Origin of the sequence: Pseudoxanthomonas sp. z9, assembly GCF_006542425.1 — a bacterium.
In the GTDB taxonomy this organism is placed as follows: Bacteria; Pseudomonadota; Gammaproteobacteria; order Xanthomonadales; family Xanthomonadaceae; genus Pseudoxanthomonas_A.
The window spans coordinates 138,728-155,220 of the sequence record NZ_VFID01000002.1 but is presented as its reverse complement, the minus strand read 5'-3'; the positions used below and the strand labels follow the sequence as shown (position 1 = coordinate 155,220).

17 protein-coding genes are annotated in these 16,493 nt (G+C 67.5%); 10 read left to right on the top strand and 7 right to left on the bottom strand.

Annotated elements, in window-relative coordinates; translation table 11 throughout:
- Positions 1 to 150: 150 nt before the first annotated feature.
- On the bottom strand, positions 151 to 711 hold the full coding sequence (orn, locus tag FG323_RS01705) for an oligoribonuclease (RefSeq protein ID WP_141452708.1): 561 nt from the start codon (positions 709 to 711) through the stop codon (positions 151 to 153).
- Between the two features lie 95 nt (positions 712 to 806).
- Between orn and FG323_RS01700 the strand changes: the two genes are divergently transcribed.
- The gene (locus tag FG323_RS01700; protein WP_141452707.1) at positions 807 to 1,259 is read left to right on the top strand and encodes a DUF2721 domain-containing protein; all 453 of its coding nucleotides are present in this window, start codon (positions 807 to 809) and stop codon (positions 1,257 to 1,259) included.
- An 18-nt stretch (positions 1,260 to 1,277) separates the two neighbouring features.
- Here FG323_RS01700 and tadA read toward each other — a convergent pair whose 3' ends face one another.
- Complete coding sequence (gene tadA / locus FG323_RS01695; RefSeq protein ID WP_141452706.1) at positions 1,278 to 1,757, bottom strand: tRNA adenosine(34) deaminase TadA; 480 nt, start codon at positions 1,755 to 1,757, stop codon at positions 1,278 to 1,280.
- A 392-nt stretch (positions 1,758 to 2,149) separates the two neighbouring features.
- On the opposite strand from tadA, the gene FG323_RS01690 reads away from it, so the two are divergent.
- From FG323_RS01690 to FG323_RS01660, 7 genes are all read left to right on the top strand, one after another.
- Complete coding sequence (locus FG323_RS01690; RefSeq protein ID WP_141452705.1) at positions 2,150 to 2,446, top strand: hypothetical protein; 297 nt, start codon at positions 2,150 to 2,152, stop codon at positions 2,444 to 2,446.
- Positions 2,443 to 2,745: a hypothetical protein gene (locus FG323_RS01685; RefSeq protein ID WP_141452704.1), complete on the top strand. Its 303-nt coding sequence runs from the start codon at positions 2,443 to 2,445 to the stop codon at positions 2,743 to 2,745. The genes FG323_RS01690 and FG323_RS01685 overlap by 4 nt, the downstream gene beginning before the upstream one ends.
- Positions 2,746 to 2,802: 57 nt before the next feature.
- A complete protein-coding gene (gene mgtA, locus FG323_RS01680) occupies positions 2,803 to 5,562 on the top strand; it encodes a magnesium-translocating P-type ATPase (protein ID WP_141452703.1) in 2,760 nt (919 codons plus the stop codon).
- Positions 5,563 to 5,596: 34 nt separating this feature from the next.
- Complete coding sequence (locus tag FG323_RS01675; RefSeq protein ID WP_141452702.1) at positions 5,597 to 6,334, top strand: MgtC/SapB family protein; 738 nt, start codon at positions 5,597 to 5,599, stop codon at positions 6,332 to 6,334.
- 91 nt (positions 6,335 to 6,425) lie between these two features.
- Positions 6,426 to 7,481 (top strand): ATP-binding protein, encoded by a 1,056-nt coding sequence (locus FG323_RS01670; RefSeq protein ID WP_141452701.1) that lies wholly within the window; start codon positions 6,426 to 6,428, stop codon positions 7,479 to 7,481.
- 10 nt (positions 7,482 to 7,491) lie between these two features.
- Positions 7,492 to 8,136 carry a response regulator transcription factor gene (locus FG323_RS01665; protein ID WP_141452700.1) on the top strand — a complete coding sequence of 215 codons (645 nt, stop codon included), beginning with the start codon at positions 7,492 to 7,494 and terminating at the stop codon, positions 8,134 to 8,136.
- Positions 8,137 to 8,355: 219 nt separating this feature from the next.
- A complete protein-coding gene (locus FG323_RS01660) occupies positions 8,356 to 8,781 on the top strand; it encodes a DoxX family protein (protein WP_141452699.1) in 426 nt (141 codons plus the stop codon).
- Positions 8,782 to 8,797: 16 nt separating this feature from the next.
- On the opposite strand, the gene FG323_RS01655 is transcribed toward FG323_RS01660, so the two are convergent.
- The 4 genes from FG323_RS01655 to folD form a co-directional block, all read right to left on the bottom strand.
- Positions 8,798 to 9,226 (bottom strand): YciI family protein, encoded by a 429-nt coding sequence (locus FG323_RS01655; protein ID WP_141452698.1) that lies wholly within the window; start codon positions 9,224 to 9,226, stop codon positions 8,798 to 8,800.
- A 139-nt stretch (positions 9,227 to 9,365) separates the two neighbouring features.
- The gene (gene guaA, locus FG323_RS01650) at positions 9,366 to 10,931 is read right to left on the bottom strand and encodes a glutamine-hydrolyzing GMP synthase (protein ID WP_141452697.1); all 1,566 of its coding nucleotides are present in this window, start codon (positions 10,929 to 10,931) and stop codon (positions 9,366 to 9,368) included.
- An 89-nt stretch (positions 10,932 to 11,020) separates the two neighbouring features.
- Positions 11,021 to 12,478 carry an IMP dehydrogenase gene (gene guaB / locus FG323_RS01645; RefSeq protein WP_141452696.1) on the bottom strand — a complete coding sequence of 486 codons (1,458 nt, stop codon included), beginning with the start codon at positions 12,476 to 12,478 and terminating at the stop codon, positions 11,021 to 11,023.
- 73 nt (positions 12,479 to 12,551) lie between these two features.
- Positions 12,552 to 13,418 carry a bifunctional methylenetetrahydrofolate dehydrogenase/methenyltetrahydrofolate cyclohydrolase FolD gene (gene folD / locus FG323_RS01640; RefSeq protein ID WP_141452695.1) on the bottom strand — a complete coding sequence of 289 codons (867 nt, stop codon included), beginning with the start codon at positions 13,416 to 13,418 and terminating at the stop codon, positions 12,552 to 12,554.
- 115 nt (positions 13,419 to 13,533) lie between these two features.
- On the opposite strand from folD, the gene FG323_RS01635 reads away from it, so the two are divergent.
- A complete protein-coding gene (locus FG323_RS01635; protein WP_141452694.1) occupies positions 13,534 to 13,830 on the top strand; it encodes a DUF1244 domain-containing protein in 297 nt (98 codons plus the stop codon).
- The gene (locus FG323_RS01630) at positions 13,823 to 14,668 is read left to right on the top strand and encodes an alpha/beta fold hydrolase (RefSeq protein WP_255469969.1); all 846 of its coding nucleotides are present in this window, start codon (positions 13,823 to 13,825) and stop codon (positions 14,666 to 14,668) included. The genes FG323_RS01635 and FG323_RS01630 overlap by 8 nt, the downstream gene beginning before the upstream one ends.
- Here the strand turns inward: FG323_RS01630 and FG323_RS01625 are convergent.
- A complete protein-coding gene (locus FG323_RS01625; RefSeq protein ID WP_141452693.1) occupies positions 14,643 to 16,481 on the bottom strand; it encodes a monovalent cation:proton antiporter-2 (CPA2) family protein in 1,839 nt (612 codons plus the stop codon). The genes FG323_RS01630 and FG323_RS01625 overlap by 26 nt on opposite strands.
- Between the last annotated feature and the right edge of the window lie 12 nt (positions 16,482 to 16,493).

Genomic DNA, 16,493 nt, shown 5'->3' with positions numbered 1-16,493 from the left:
GGTCGTCCGGCTGATGCTCCATCGGGTCGCGACTGACGTCGCTCCTACAACCAATTGCCCCATGTGAGAGCGACGTCAGTCGCGACCGGATACTTTCCGAACGGGGCCATCGCGACTCACGTCGCTCCCACAGCTACAGGGAAGGCAGCCTCAGCCGGCCAGTTCGGCCAGGTGCTTGCGGTAGTGGCGCAGTTCCTCGATGGAATCGCGCACGTCGCTCAGCGCGGTGTGCGCGGCCTGCTTGCGCACGCCCTCCAGTACCGGCGGCGCCCAGCGGCGCGCCAGTTCCTTCAGGGTACTGACGTCCAGGTTGCGGTAATGGAAGTACTTTTCCAGGCGCGGCATCAGGCGATGCAGGAAACGGCGATCCTGGCAGATGGAATTGCCGCACATCGGCGAGGCGTTGGCCGGCACCCATTCGGCCAGGAAGGCCACGGTCAGCGCCTCCGCCTGGCCCAGGCTGACCTGGCTGTCCAGCACCCGCTGCCACAGCCCGGACTTGCGGTGCTGGTTGCGGTTCCAGTCGTCCATGGCTTCCAGCGCCTCCAGCGGATGGGCGATGGCCAGTTCCGGCCCCTCGGCCAGCACGTTCAACTGCGAATCGGTGACCACCGTGGCGATCTCCAGGATGGAGTCTCCGCCCGTGTCCAACCCGGTCATTTCCAGGTCGATCCAGATGAGTCGGTCGTTGTTCGCGTTGCTGGCTGCCATGCACCTGTCCGTCGGGGAATGAGGCCGGGAATCCGGCGCGTTGCGGGAAATCCGCGTGATGTCATCATAACGCAGACGCCCACCACGACCGGCCCATGAACAATTTCGCGCACTATGCCGTCCTGACCGCGATGCTGGCGCCCGCGTTCTTCCTGACCGCCACCGCCTCCCTGCTGCTGTCGGCCAACAACCGCCTGGCCCGCATCATCGACCGCGCCCGCACCCTGCTGCGCGAGCTGGTCGACGTCGAGGACGAGCACGAACGCCAGCTCTACGAGATGCGCATCCGCCTGCAGCGTCGCCGCAGCCTGATCATCCTGCGCGCCGGCCAGCTCCTGTACGGCGCCATCAGCTGCTTCGTCGGTACCAGCCTGGCGGTGGCGGTGGACACCTTCCTCGAACACCGGCTGGGTAGCCTGCCCACCTGGCTGGCCGCGGTCGGGGTCCTGGCGATGCTCGCCGCCAGCCTGTTGCTGGCGCGTGAATCCACCCTCGCGGTGACCGCCATCAACGAGGAAATGGATCACCGCCATGTCAAACGCCGTTAGGGCGGAGCCTGCTCCGCCTTACAGGAGCGGACGCCCGCGCTTGGCGCGGAAATAGTTGGTCAGGCGGCGGCTGGCTTCTTCTCCCAGCACCCCACCCTGCACTTCCACGCGATGGTTGTGGCGCGGGTCGGCCAGCAGGTCGAACACGCTGCCGCAGGCGCCGGTTTTCGGATCGGCCGCGCCATAGACCACCCGCGCCACCCGCGCATGCACCAGCGCCATCGCGCACATCGCGCAAGGCTCCAGGGTGACGTACAGGGTCGTGCCGACCAGCCGATGGTTGCCCAGCGCCTGCCCGGCGCGGCGCATGGCGACGATCTCCGCGTGCGCGCTGGGGTCGTGTTCGGCCAGGTTGCGGTTCCAGCCCTCGCCCAGCACCTGCCCGTCGGCATCCACCAGCACCGCGCCCACCGGAATCTCGTCGTCCTCGCGTTCGGCCCGCTCGGCCAGCGCCAGCGCATGCTGCATCCAGCGGATATCGTCGTCGGGCGTGGCCATCTTGCGAGTGGATTTCGGCGAGAAGTTCGTCATCGTGATCGATGCAGGCCACGAACGTCAATGTGATGGCCGGTACGCGGCCCGTGGCACGCGCGCCACCGCATGCCATCCCCTATACGCAGGTATATCCCGGCCAAACCACCGCAGTCTGGGCCTGCAGTGATGTCGTGCGGATAATTTCACCGTCGCGCAACGGCGGTCGATGACCACGCCGAGGCGTCTCCCGCTTCCGCGCGCAGGTGCGCTTCCCGGAGATTTCCCATGGACCCCGACCCTGACGGGCGCTTCGCCGCGTCCCCGCCCACACCGATCCGCATACAACCGGCGCCGCTGCCGGGGTCCCGCCGCGCCTGATCGCCGGTGACTCCGCGGGCGTCGTCCCGGAGGTCACCATGAATCGTACGTTCCTCTATCCCGCGCTGCGCGGCGCCCTTTGCGCACGTGATGTCGTCGCCTTGCGCCGCCTCTATGCAGAGCATGGCGCCGCCGCTTTCGCCGGCGCGCTTTCCACCTGTTCCTCGCGCGTCTCGGCCGATGCGCTGTCGTTGCTGCCGCTGCGGGGCCGGATCCGCGTCCTGCCACACCTGCCGCCGCCAGCCCGCGCGCAGTTGGAATCGCTGTGCTGTCCCACGCGCGCCACCGCATCGCCCTCACCGTCCATCCGGCTTTCCGGTGGGTACGGGCCATGAAGACGCAGCCCTCGCAAGCGTCCGCCACCCCCGCGAACTTCCATTTCTTTCGCGTCAGCCTGCGCCTGCGCACCGGCTGGAGCGACACGGTCGAAGCACGGATCCGGCGCGCGCGCGGCCTGCACATCAGATTCGTGCACCGGCGCGAACAGGCCATCGTCCTCGGCATCGACGCACCCGGGGAAGCACGCCGCGAACTGGCCCGGCTGGTGCGGCTCATGTCCTGCCATCCCGGCGTGCGCGCGGTGCGTTGGGAAGTCGTGCCCACCACCGCCGATGCGTTCGAACCCCTCGCCTGAATCGTCCGGCCGACATCGCGTCGTCGTGCGATTGCCCTTCCCTTCCAGGAGTCTCCCATGAACCTGCTCAAGACTTGGTTCGATACCTTTCTGCGCAGCCGCCGCGCCGCCGGCCTGTTCGGCCGTCGCGCCATGCCCGAGGCCGGCTTCGGCCGTACCGATGCGCGCATGCCCCCCCTGCTCCCGTCCCGTACCCTGATGCAGGTGGCGCGGGACGACCTGCCTGCCGCGCTCTCGCGGCTGGAGTCCCACGAGGACGGCCTGAGCATGGCCGAAGCCGTGGCGCGCCGCGCGCGCTTCGGTCCCAATGAAGTCGATCATGAAAAGCCGCTGCCGTGGTGGCGCCACCTGTGGCAGTGCTACCGCAACCCCTTCAACCTCCTGCTGACCGTGCTGGCGGCCGTGTCCTACCTCACCGAGGACGCCAAGGCGACCGTGGTCATCGGCACGATGGTGTTGCTGTCCACCCTGATCCGGTTCGTCCAGGAAGGGCGCTCCAACCGCGCGGCCGAGCGGCTCAAGGCACTGGTTGGCAACACCGCCACCGTGATCCGGCGCGATCTGGGCACCGAGGCGGCCGATGTCGCCGAGCGCTACTTCGGCACCCGACTGCATTCGCGCCGCCCGCCCCACCGGCAGGAACTCCCGATCCGTGATCTGGTCCCCGGCGATCACATCGTGCTGTCGGCCGGCGACATGATTCCCGCCGACTGCCGGGTGCTGGTCGCCAAGGATCTGTTCGTCGCCCAGGCGGCGATGACCGGCGAATCGCTGCCGGTGGAAAAATTCGCCGACGTCCGCGGCGACGAAGGCGGCGTGCTTGAACAGAACAACCTGCTGTTCATGGGCACGAACGTGGTTTCCGGCACCGCCACCGCACTGGTGGTGGCGACCGGCGCGGAAACCTGCTTCGGCGCCGTCGCGCATCGGGTCACCGCCAGCGACCATGCACCCACCGCGTTCCAGGCCGGCGTCAACAGCGTCAGCTGGCTGCTGATCCGTTTCGCCCTGGTGATGGTCCCGTTCGTGCTGCTGATCAACGGCTTCACCAAGGGCGACTGGATGGAGGCGTTCCTGTTCGCCCTGTCGGTCGCGGTCGGGCTGACCCCGGAAATGCTGCCGATGATCGTCACCTCCACCCTAGCCAAGGGTGCGGTATTGCTGGCGCGGCGGAAAGTCATCGTCAAGCGGCTGGACGCGATCCAGAACTTCGGCGCGATGGAAGTGCTGTGCACCGACAAGACCGGCACCCTGACCCAGGACCGGATCGCGCTGGAACGCCACACCGACGTGTTCGGGAACGATTCGGAGGACGTGCTCAAGTTCGCCTACCTCAACAGCCACTACCAGACCGGCCTCAAGAACCTGCTGGATCGTGCGGTGCTGGAGCATGTCGAACTGCAGACCGAGCTTCGGCTCGCCCAGGACTACCGCAAGGTCGACGAAATCCCGTTCGACTTCGAACGCCGGCGGATGTCGGTGGTGGTGTCCGAACGCGAGGATCACCATGAACTGATCTGCAAGGGCGCGGTCGAGGAAATGCTGGCGGTCTGCACGCAGGTCCGCGACGGCGACACCGTGGTGCCGCTGGATTCCCGGATGCTCGCGCGGGTCCGCCGGGTCACCCAGGAACTCAACGAGGAAGGCCTGCGGGTGGTCGCGGTGGCGATGAAGGAAACCCCGCCCGCCCGCGACGCCTATTCCGTCATCGACGAACGCGATCTGATCCTGGTGGGCTACGTGGCCTTTCTCGATCCGCCCAAGGAATCGGCGGCGCCGGCCCTGCGCGCCCTGGCCGACCATGGCGTGGAAGTGAAGGTGCTGACCGGCGACAACGAACTGGTCGCCGCCCGGGTGTGCTCGCAGGTCGGCCTGGAAGGCGACGCGGTGATCACCGGTCCACAACTGGACCGGATGACCGATGCCAGCCTGATCGCCGCGGTCCAGCGCTACCGCGTGTTCGCCCGGCTCACCCCGCTGCACAAGGAACGCCTGGTGCGCGCCCTGCGTGGCCAGGGCAAGGTGGTCGGCTTCCTCGGCGACGGCATCAACGACGCGCCGGCGCTGCGCGCGGCCGACATCGGCATCAGCGTGGACGGCGCGGTGGACATCGCCAAGGAGGCCGCCGACATCATCCTGCTGGAAAAGAGCCTGATGGTGCTGGAGGAAGGCGTGATCCAGGGCCGCCGCACCTTCTGCAACATGCTCAAGTACATCCGCATGACCGCCAGTTCCAACTTCGGCAACGTGTTCTCGGTGCTGGTGGCCTCGGCGTTCCTGCCGTTCCTGCCGATGCTGCCGCTGCAACTGCTGGTGCAGAACCTGCTGTACGACGTGTCGCAGATCGCCATCCCGTTCGACCACGTGGACGAGGAACTGGTGCGCCGGCCGCTGAAGTGGAACCCGGGCGACATCGGCCGCTTCATGGTGTTCTTCGGCCCGATCAGCTCGATCTTCGACATCACCTGCTTCGTGGTGATGTGGCATGTGTTCGCCGCCGACACCGTGGCCGAACAGGGCCTGTTCCAGTCCGGCTGGTTCGTGGTCGGCCTGCTCACCCAGACCCTGATCGTGCACATGATCCGCACGCCGCGGTTGCCGTTCGTGCAGAGCCTGGCCGCGCCCGCGCTGCTGGCGATGACCGGTGTGATCATGCTCGTCGGCGTGCTGCTGCCCATGAGCCCGTTGGCCGGCTACTTCGGGCTGCAGGCCCTGCCGACCGGCTACTGGCCGTTCCTGGTGGCCATCCTGCTGGGCTATGCGGTCCTGACCACGTTGCTGAAGCGTTTCTACATCCACCGCTTCGGCTGGCAATGAGCGGGTGGCCACGCCGTCCGCTGGCGAGCACGACATGAACCTGGATCCCCATCTGCCCCCGTTCGACGCGGGTGCGACCCTGAGCTCGCTGATCAGCCTGGGCACGGCCTTCCTGCTCGGCTCGCTGATCGGCTTCGAACGCCAGATCCGCCAGCGCACGGCGGGCTTGCGCACCAATACCCTGGTGGCGGTGGGCGCGGCCGTGTTCGTCGATCTGGCGGTGCGCTTCCACGCCCTTCACGGCGGCACGCCCACGCCGTTGCAGGTGGTGGCCTATGTCATCTCCGGCATCGGCTTCCTCGGTGCCGGCGCGATCATGAAGGAAGGCGTGCAGGTCTCCGGCCTCAACACGGCGGCGACGCTGTGGGGCTCGGCCGCGGTCGGCGCCTGCGCCGGCGCCAAGCTGTTGCCGGAGGCGGCGATGGCGGCACTGTTCGTGCTCACCGCGAATACGGCCCTGCGTCCGGTCGTCAACCGCATCAATCGCCGACCGGTGCAGGAGGAATTCAGCGAGGCGACCTACGTCGTGCGCGTGGTCTGCCGGCACGCCGCCCAGGTCGGCGTGCTGCAGCGGACCGCCGACCTGCTGGAGGCCGCGCACTATCCAATCCGCTCGATCGAGCAGCAGCCCTTCGGCAGCGAGGAAATCGAGCTCGAAGCGGTCCTGTACGCGACCGCCGTGGATGCCGACGAACTGGACGCCGTGATGACGGCCATCTCGCGCCTGCCGGGCGTGACCCAGGCGTTCTGGAACGCCAGCGCCGAGGAGTGAACCCGGCAAAGCGATGCGCGGTCCGGTCAAGGGCCCCGGTGCTATCCTGCGCCGGCCTGAGCATCGCCACGGGGACACGGACACCGGGATCATGCGCGTCAATTCTTCCCGCCTGGGCCTGGGCGTCGCCGTCGCGCTGGCGGTCATGGCCGCCATCTTCGTCGCCGATACCTCCACCGACTATGCGGTGGCGGCAGCGGGTTTCTACACGGTGGTGATCCTGGCGGCCGCGCGACGATTGTCGGCGCGGCAGCTCATGGTCCTGGCCTGCGCCTGCATCCTGCTGACCCTGCTGAGCTTCGCCCTGTCCGGCTTCGGCAACTACCGGGTCGGCCTGATCAACTCCGGCATCGGCATCGTCACGATCCTGGTCACCACCTACCTGGCGCTGAAGATGGAAGCGGCACGGGCCGACGCCCAGGAAGCGCAGGCCAGGCTGCTGCGAGTGGCGCGCGCTTCCACGCTGGGCGAGCTGACCACTTCCATCGCCCACGAGGTCAACCAGCCGCTGGCCGCAATCGTCACCAGCGGCAACGCCTGCCAGCGCTGGCTGGCGCAGGCGCCGCCGAACCTGGACAAGGCGCGGCAGGCGGTGGAGCGCATGCTGGACGATGCGCGGCGTGCCAGCGACGTCATCGTCCGCGTCCGCGGCATGACCCGCGGGCAAGCGCAGCAACCGTACGCCTTCGCCATCAATCCGGCCATCGAGGAAGTCCTGTCGCTGGCGCGCGCGGAACTGGAGCGTCACGGCATCCCGGTCACGCTGGAGCTGTCCGAGGAACTGCCGCCGGTGTTCGCCGATCGCGTGCAGATCCAGCAGGTACTCGCCAATCTGGTCCTGAACGCGGTGGAGGCGATGTCGGCCACTCCGCCAGGCCGGCGCTCGTTGCGCGTGGGCAGCGCACGCGCGCCCGACGGACAGGTGCGCATAAGCGTGGCCGACACCGGCACCGGCCTGCCCGCCACGATGGATGACCAGCCTTTCGAGGCGTTCTGGACCACCAAGACCGACGGCCTCGGTCTGGGCCTGAGTATCAGTCGGGGCATCGTCGAGGCCAGTGGCGGCCGTATCCGCGCGACGAACCGCGCGCAAGGCGGCGCCGAACTGGTATTCGAGCTTCCTCCCGCACCGGGGACGTCCGCATGAGGACAGTGGCATGAATCGAGCCCGTCCCCCCGCCGCTCCGGCCCCAGCTCCGGAGCCGATCGTTCATGTGATCGATGACGATCGCTCGGTGCGCGCGGCGCTCGAGGATCTGCTGGCCTCGGTGGGCCTGCGGGTGCGCGCTTTCGCTTCGGTCGGCGACTTCATCGCCGCCCCTCGCGAGGAAGCCCCCGGCTGCCTGATCCTCGATGTGCGCATGCCCGGACAGAGCGGCATGGATTTCCATCGGCAGATGGGCGAACTGGGCATCGCCCTGCCGGTCATCTTCATCACCGGCCACGGCGACATCGCCATGGGCGTGGAAGCGATGAAGAATGGCGCGCTCGAATTCCTGACCAAGCCCTTCCGCGATCAGGATCTGCTGGATGCGATCCAGCGCGGCATCGAGCAGGATCGCGCGCGCCGCACGGAAGAAGGCGCCATCGACGAACTGCGCCGGCGATGGGCTTCGCTCAATGCCGGCGAGCAAGCAGTGATCCAGGGCGTGGTACGGGGCCGGCTCAACAAGCAGATCGCCGCGGATCTGGGGGTCAGCGAGATCACCGTGAAGGTCCGGCGCGCGCAGTTGATGCGCAAGATGCAGGCGAAGACGCTGGTGGATCTGGTGCGGATGTACGACCGCCTGCAGGCGTCCTGAGGATTGCGCGGCGGCGCTTGCCGGGCAGGCTTACTCCGGATACGTCCTGGTCATCGACGAAGCGCGGGGGCCCGCCCACTCGCGAAACATGCGTGCACGCGCTTGACCTCAAGTCCACTTGAGGGCCGACACTCGCCTGAGATGCGGCCGCCGGACGTTTGTTTCCTGCACCGGCATTGTGCCGGCCGCGCGCTTTCCCCCTCGCGAAAAGAAACCGAGATGCCGAAGATCGTCACCGCCCTGCTCGAAAGTCCGATCCTGTGGTTCATCGCCCGCCTGGCCCTGGCGGTGGTGTTCGTCTCCTCCGGCCTGGCCAAACTGATTGATTTCGACGCCGGCATGCAGGAGATGCGCGGCGCCGGCCTGGAACCGGCGCTGTTCTTCAACCTGGCCACCATCGGCGTACTGCTTGGCGGCGCGGCGCTGATCCTGCTGGATCGGTTGGTGTGGCTCGGCGCGGCGGTGCTGTCCGTGTTCCTGGTCCTGACCATCCTCGTCGTGCACACCTTCTGGAACCAGAGCGACGGCCAGGCGCAACTGTCGCTGTTCTTCGCCCTGGAACATGTCTCGGTCGTCGGCGGGCTGATCGCCGCCGCGGTCGCCAGTCACCAGAGGCATCGCGTGAACCTTGCGGCGCCGCGTTGACATACCGCCGGTGGATTCAGGCGACGCCTAGCTTCCCACGCTCTCCCTCGCGAGGCGTCGCGAGTTCCTCCGGGCTCACGAAATCGGCCAGATCCGCCGCCTCGTAGAACGGCCGGATTTCGACCTCGCTCGGACCCGACATCGGCGCGCGCCTCGCCCAGGCCATGGCCTCGTCGATGTCCTTGACCTCCCAGATCGAGAAGCCGGCGATCAGCTCCTTGGTCTCGGCGAACGGCCCGTCGGTGACCGTCAGGTGGGCGCCGTCGTAACTGAGGCGCTTGGCCTCGGTGTTGTTCTTCAGGCCGGCGGCGGCCACGAAGATGCCGGCCTGGACCAGTTCCTCGGTGAACCGGTCCATCGCCGCGAAGGCCTCAAGTGCCTCCGGGGTGGGATCGCCGATTTTGTCGCCGCCCTCGATGGCTTTCACGAAAACCAGTACGCGCATGTCTGTCTCCTGATGGAGTCCGCCCCATTGGCGGCTCATCTGGACGACGAGTCAACGAAGCAGCAATCGACGCGCCTCGAAATCTTCTCAGAAACAATCGATAAACCATTGTTCCATAAGGTAGAAGCCGTGCAGCGGATTACTCCCACTCGATAGTGGCGGGCGGCTTCCCACTGATGTCGTAAACGACACGAGAAACACCGCGCAACTCATTGATAATCCTGTTGGAAACGGTGCCCAACAACTCATACGGCAGGTGTGCCCAATGGGCGGTCATGAAATCGATGGTCTCGACCGCGCGCAGCGCGATCACCCACTCGTAGGCGCGGGCGTCGCCGACCACGCCGACCGACTTGACCGGCAGGAACACCGCGAACGCCTGGCTGACCTTGTCGTACCAGTCGGCCTTGCGCAGTTCCTCGATGAAGATGGCATCGGCGCGCGCCAGCAGGTCGGCGTACTCGGCCTTGACCTCGCCCAGGATGCGCACGCCCAGGCCCGGGCCCGGGAACGGGTGGCGGTAGACCATCGTGCGCGGCAGGCCCAGCTCCACGCCCAGCCGGCGCACCTCGTCCTTGAACAGTTCGCGCAGCGGCTCGACCAGGCCCAGCTTCATGTGCTCGGGCAGGCCGCCGACATTGTGGTGGCTCTTGATGACATGGGCCTTGCCGGTCTTGCTGCCAGCCGACTCGATCACGTCCGGGTAGATGGTGCCCTGCGCCAGCCACTTGGCGTTCTTCAGCTTGTTCGATTCTTCCTCGAAGATTTCGACGAACAGGTTGCCGATGATCTTGCGCTTGGCTTCCGGATCGCTGACGCCTTCCAGCGCCTTGAAGTAGCGCTCGGCGGCATTGACCCGCACGATCTTCACGCCCATGTGCTCGGCGAACATCGCCATCACCTGGTCGCCTTCCTGCCAGCGCAGCAGCCCGGTGTCCACGAACACGCAGGTCAGTTGTTCGCCAATCGCCTTGTGCAGCAGCGCGGCGACCACCGAGGAATCGACGCCGCCGGACAGGCCCAGGATGACCTCGTCGGAACCGACCTGCTCGCGCACGCGGGCGATCTGATCGTCGATGATGTTGGCGGCGGTCCACAGGGTCTTGCAGCCGCAGATCTCGGCGACGAAGCGGCGCAGCAGGGTCTGGCCCTGCTTGGTGTGGGTGACTTCCGGATGGAACTGCACGCCGTACCAGCGCTTTTCCTCCAGCGCCATCGCGGCAACCGGGATGCGATCGGTGACGGCGGTAATCGTCCAGCCCGGTGGCGCCTTGGCGACGTGATCGCCATGGCTCATCCATACGTCGATGCGCGGATCGCCATCATGGTCGGTCAGCCCGCCGAGCAGCGCGTCATGCGCCACCAGCTCGACTTCGGCGTGGCCGAATTCGCGGGCGTCGGCCGCTTCGGTCGCGCCGCCCAGTTGCGCGGCCAGGGTCTGCATGCCATAGCAGATGCCGAGAATCGGCAGGCCGGCGTCGAACACCTGCTGCGGCGCCTTCGGCGCGCCCGGCAGCGTGGTGGATTCCGGGCCACCGGAAAGAATGATGCCCTTGGCACCGAACTTCGCGATTTCCTCGGGGTCGTGATCCCAGGCCCAGATTTCGCAGTAGACACCGATCTCGCGAATGCGGCGGGCAATCAGCTGCGTGTACTGCGCGCCGAAATCAAGGATGAGGATTTTGTCGCTGTGCAGATCGGTCATGGCGCCCGCATTCGGAGTGGAGTCGGGAACGGATGCGGCCATGCTGGGGGTATCGATTCCCGATTCCCGATTCCCCATTCCCGGATGGATCACCCCATCCGGTAGTTCGGCGGTTCCTTGGTGATCTGCACGTCATGGACGTGGCTCTCGCGCTGGCCGGCGCCGGTGATCACCACGAACTTCGGCTTGCTGCGCATCTCCTCGATGGTCGCGCACCCCACGTAGCCCATGGTGGCGCGCAGGCCGCCGACCAGTTGATGGATGATGCCGCCGACCGAGCCACGGTACGGGACGCGGCCTTCGATGCCTTCCGGCACCAGCTTGTCGGCGTCGCTCGCGTCCTGGAAATAGCGGTCCTTGGAGCCCTTCTCCATCGCGCCCAGGCTGCCCATGCCGCGATAGCTCTTGTAGCTGCGGCCCTGGAACAATTCGACCTCGCCCGGGGCTTCCTCGGTGCCGGCGAACAGGCCGCCGATCATCACCGTGGAGGCACCGGCGGCAATCGCCTTGCCGATGTCGCCGGAATAGCGGATGCCGCCGTCGGCGATCAGCGGGATGCGATCCTGCAGCGCCTCGGCGACCATGTCGACCGCGGTGATCTGCGGCACGCCCACGCCGGCCACCATGCGGGTGGTGCAGATCGAACCCGGGCCCACGCCGACCTTGACCGCGTCGGCGCCGGCGTCCATCAACGCCAGCGCGGCATCACCGGTGACGATGTTGCCGCCGATGACCTGCAGCGACGGGAACCGCTTCTTGACCCAGGCCACGCGATCCAGCACGCCCTGCGAATGGCCGTGCGCGGTATCGACGATGACCACGTCCACGCCGGCCGCCACCAGGGCTTCCACGCGCTGATCGGTATCGCCGCCCACGCCCACCGCGGCGCCGACGACCAGCCGGCTGGCGCTGTCCTTGGCGGCGTTGGGGTTGTCGGTCTTCTTCTGGATGTCCTTGACGGTGATCAGGCCGCGCAGCTCGAAGCCGTCGTTGACCACCAGTACCTTCTCGATGCGGTGCTTGTGCAGCAGCTGCAGCACTTCGGCATCGCTGGCACCTTCGCGGACCGTGATCAGCCGGTCCTTCTTGGTCATGATGTGGCGGACCGGATCGTCGAGCTTGGTCTCGAAGCGCATGTCGCGACTGGTGACGATGCCGACCAGCTGGCCGCCGTCGACCACCGGCACGCCGGAGATGTTACGCGCGCGGGTCAGCTTGAGGACTTCGGCGATCGTCGTCTCGGGACCGACGGTGAACGGCTCCTTGATGACACCGGCCTCGAACTTCTTGACCTTGGCCACTTCCGCGGCCTGCTGTTCGACGGTCAGGTTCTTGTGGACGATGCCGATGCCGCCCAGCTGCGCCATCGCGATGGCCAGGCGGGCTTCGGTGACGGTATCCATGGCCGCCGAGACGATGGGAAGGTTCAGGCGAAGGTCGCGCGTGAGGCGCGTCCCCAGGCTGACGTCTTTCGGCAGGACGATGGAATGGGCGGGGACGAGCGAGACGTCGTCGTAAGTCAGTGCTTCAGCCTGGATGCGGAGCATCGGCGGACCCGGAGTGTGGGGAAGCGCGATATTGTAGCCCGTTACGGCCCTGATTGTCAGCGGCCAGCGGGATTCAGCGTGCCGCGAGCGCGGCTTCCGCGGCTTCCAGGGTGTTCTGCATCAGCGTGGCCACGGTCATCGGCCCCACCCCGCCCGGCACCGGCGTGATCCAGCTGGCCCGGGCGGCGGCCTCGTCGAAACCGACATCGCCAACCAGCCGCCCGTCATCCAGCCGGTTGATGCCCACGTCGATGACCACCGCGCCCGGCTTGACCCACTGCCCCGGAATCAGCCCCGGCCGCCCCACCGCCACCACCAGGATGTCGGCGTCGCGGACCCGCGCTTCCAGCACGTCCGGCGGGGTGAACTTGTGGCAACTGGTCACCGTGCAGCCGGCGATCAGCAGTTCCAGCGCCATTGGCCGGCCAACGTGGTTGCTCACGCCCACGATGGTGGCGTTCTGGCCGCGCACCGGCCGGTCCGTGTAGGCCAGCAGGGTGGTGATGCCGCGCGGCGTGCACGGACGCAGGCCGAACTGGCGCAGGGCCAGGTGGCCGACGTTGGCCGGATGGAAACCGTCCACGTCCTTGCGCGGGTCGATGCGCTCGATCAGCCGGCTGGCGTCGGGAATGCCCGGCAGCGGCAACTGCACCAGGATGCCGTGGATCTTCGGATCCGCGTTCAACTGGTCGATCAGCGCCAGCAGTTGCGCCTCGCTGGTGCCAGCGGGCAGATCGTAGTCGTAGGCGTGGATGCCGACCTTTTCCGCCGCCCGGCGCTTGTTGCGCACATATACGGTGGAAGCGGGATCGCCGCCCACCAGCACCACCGCCAGCCCCGGCCGGTCGCCGCCCGCGGCCAGGCGCGCGTCCACCCTCGCCTTCAGTTCGTCGAGCAGGTTTTCGGCAACGCGGCGGCCGTCCAGGATTCGGGCAGTCATCGGGATCGGAGGGGATCGGAGCGGTGTAGAGTCCGCATATTCTCCCCGATTCCGGCTTTCCTGTGTGAGCGGCGACGCGCGGCCGCCCCGCGGAAACGCCGCCACAGGAACCCGCATGAACGACACCATCGCCATCGAAGCCGCCGCTTTCCGCCGCCTGCTCCAGCACCTGAACGAGCAGCGCCCGGACGTGCAGAACATCGATCTGATGATCCTGGCCGGCTTCTGCCGCAACTGCCTGGCCGACTGGTACCGCGAGGCGGCCGCCGAGCAGGGGCAGCCGATGGACAAGGAACAGGCGCGCGAGCGCGTCTACGGCATGCCGTTCGCCGAATGGAAAGCACGGCACCAGCCGGAAGCCACTCCGGAGCAACTGGCGGCATTCGAAGCGGCCCGGAAGCGGCATGGCTGAGGGACGCGGGCGGCGCATGTGGCCGTGGCTGGCCCTCCTCGCCCTGCCGGTGCTGGCCTGGCTGGCGCTGTGCGCCGGCATGTACGCGCAGCAGCGTCATTTCATCTATTTCCCGCAGGCCACGCGCACGCTCGTCGCCGGCACGGACTTCGAACTCCGCCGCGATGACCTGACCCTGCACGGATGGCGACTGCATCCCGATCAGGCCGATGCCTTGATCTATTTTGGCGGCAATGCCGAGCGCGTGCAGGACAATGCCGCCGACTTCGACCGCGCGCTGCCGGACTGGAGCATCTACCTGCTGCCATATCGCGGCTACGGTGCCAATGCCGGCAGCCCTGACGAGGCCAGATTGGTAGCCGATGCGCTCGCCTTGTACGACGATGTTCGCAAGCGTCATCCGCATGGCCGTATCGCAGTGATCGGGCGCAGCCTCGGCAGCGCGATCGCGGTGCAGGTCGCGGCGCGGCGGCCGGTCGATCGGCTGGTGCTGGTCACGCCCTTCGACAGCCTCGCCGCCGTGGCCGGCACCCACTATCCCTGGCTGCCGGTGCGATGGCTGCTGCGTGACCGCTACGAGTCGGTCCGTCACCTGCCCGCGCATCGCGGCGAATGGCTGCTGCTGCGCGCCGGACACGATGCCGTGGTGCCGCCCGCGCACACGGATCGGCTGGTCGCGGCGGCGGCGACACCGCCGCGCGTGATCGCCTTCGCCGATGCCGGACACGATGACCTGTCCGCATCGCCGCGCTACTGGTCGGGCATCGCCGATTTCCTGCGCGAAGGCTCGCCAGTCCCCGCGGGTCGGGAAACTACTCCTCTTCCTCTTCGCCGATGACCTGGGCGGCCTCGTCGTTGAGCGCCCGCGCCTCGCGCCGCGGCGGCGTGAACGGCGTGGGGCTCGGCTTGAACGGCTGGTTGCCGCGCATCAGCGGGATGCCGGCGCGCACATCGCCCGCGGCGATTTCCAGTTCGAACCGCTCGGCGTCGAGCCGGCGCACTTCCTCGGCGATCTCGGCCGCCTCGTCCTCCGGCACGCCCAACTGGATCAGGGCCGCTTCGCCGAAGTTCACCGCCGACTCGAAGGTCTCGCGGATCTGGTAGTCGACGCCGGCGGCGACGAGCGCCAGCGAATGCTCGCGATCGAAGGAGCGGACCAGCAGCTTGGCCTGCGGAAATTCCTGCCGGGCCAGTTCCACGATCCGGCTGGCCGACTCGCGCTTGTCGATGCAGACCGCGATGGCGCGGGCGCTGTCGGCTCCGGAGGCATGCAGCACATCCAGGCGGGTGCCATCGCCGTAGTAGATCTTGAAGCCGAATTCCTCGGCACTGCGGATCATCTCGATGTCGTTGTCGATGATGGTCACGTCCACGTCGCGCGCCAGCAGCGACTGGCTCATCACCTGGCCGAAGCGGCCAAAGCCGATGATCAGCACGCTACCGCTCAGGCCCTCGGCCTTGTCCACGCCTTCCAGGTTGGCCTGGGTCTTGGGCGCGAAACGGCGGAACAAGGTGGCGAACAACGGCGTCAATGCCATCGACAGCACCACGATCGCGGTCAGGTTGGCGGCGATCTCCGCATCGATGACGTGCGCCGCGGCGGCGGCGCCGAACAGCACGAAGGCGAACTCGCCGCCCTGCGCCATGACCACCGCGCGATCCAGCGCCTCGGCATGGCAGGTCCGGGTCAACCGCGCGACCGCGTAGATGGCGATGGCCTTGACCAGCATCATCGCCAGCACCGCGCTCAGGATCAGCGGCCAATGGCCCCATACCACGCCCAGGTCCAGGGCCATGCCCACGCCCAGGAAGAACAGGCCCAGCAGGATGCCGCGGAAGGGCTCGATGTCCGCCTCGATCTGGTGGCGGAAGGTGGATTCGGACAACAACACGCCGGCGAGGAACGCGCCCATCGCCATCGACAGGCCGCCCAGTTGCATCAGCAGCGCCGCGCCCAGCACCACCAGCAGCGCGGCGGCGGTCATCACCTCGCGCGCGCGCGCCGCCGCCAGGATCCGGAACAGCGGGTTGAGCAGCCAGATGCCGGCCGCGACCAGTCCGGCCACCGACGCGGCGGCGATGCCGATGCCGAGCCAGCGCGACTCACCACCACGGGCGGCGACATCCGGCGACATCAGCGCGACCACCGCCAGCAGCGGCACGATCAGCAGATCCTCGAACAACAGGATGGACACGATCCGCTGTCCGCGCGGCAATGCAATGTCACCGCGCTCGCCCAGCAACTGCATGACCACCGCGGTGGAGGTCAGCACGAAACCCATGGCACCGATGAAGGAAACCGGCAGCGAATAGCCGAAGGCCAGTCCCACGCCGGTCAGGGCGATCCCGCAGGCCAGGATCTGCAGCGTGCCGAGCCCGAAGATCTCGCCACGCAGGCTCCACAGGTGCGAAGGCCGCATTTCCAGGCCAATCACGAACAGGAACATCACCACGCCCAGTTCGGCCACATGCAGGATGGCCTGGGCATCGGAGAACCAGCCCAGCCCGAACGGACCAATCAGCAAACCGGCGGCGAGGTAGCCCAGCACGGAGCCCAGGCCGAGGCGACGGAAAATCGGCACGGCGACGACGGCCGCGCCCAGCAGGGCGACGACCTTGACCAGGTCGCTGGTGGTGGATTCGACTGACATGGCGGCCAGTCT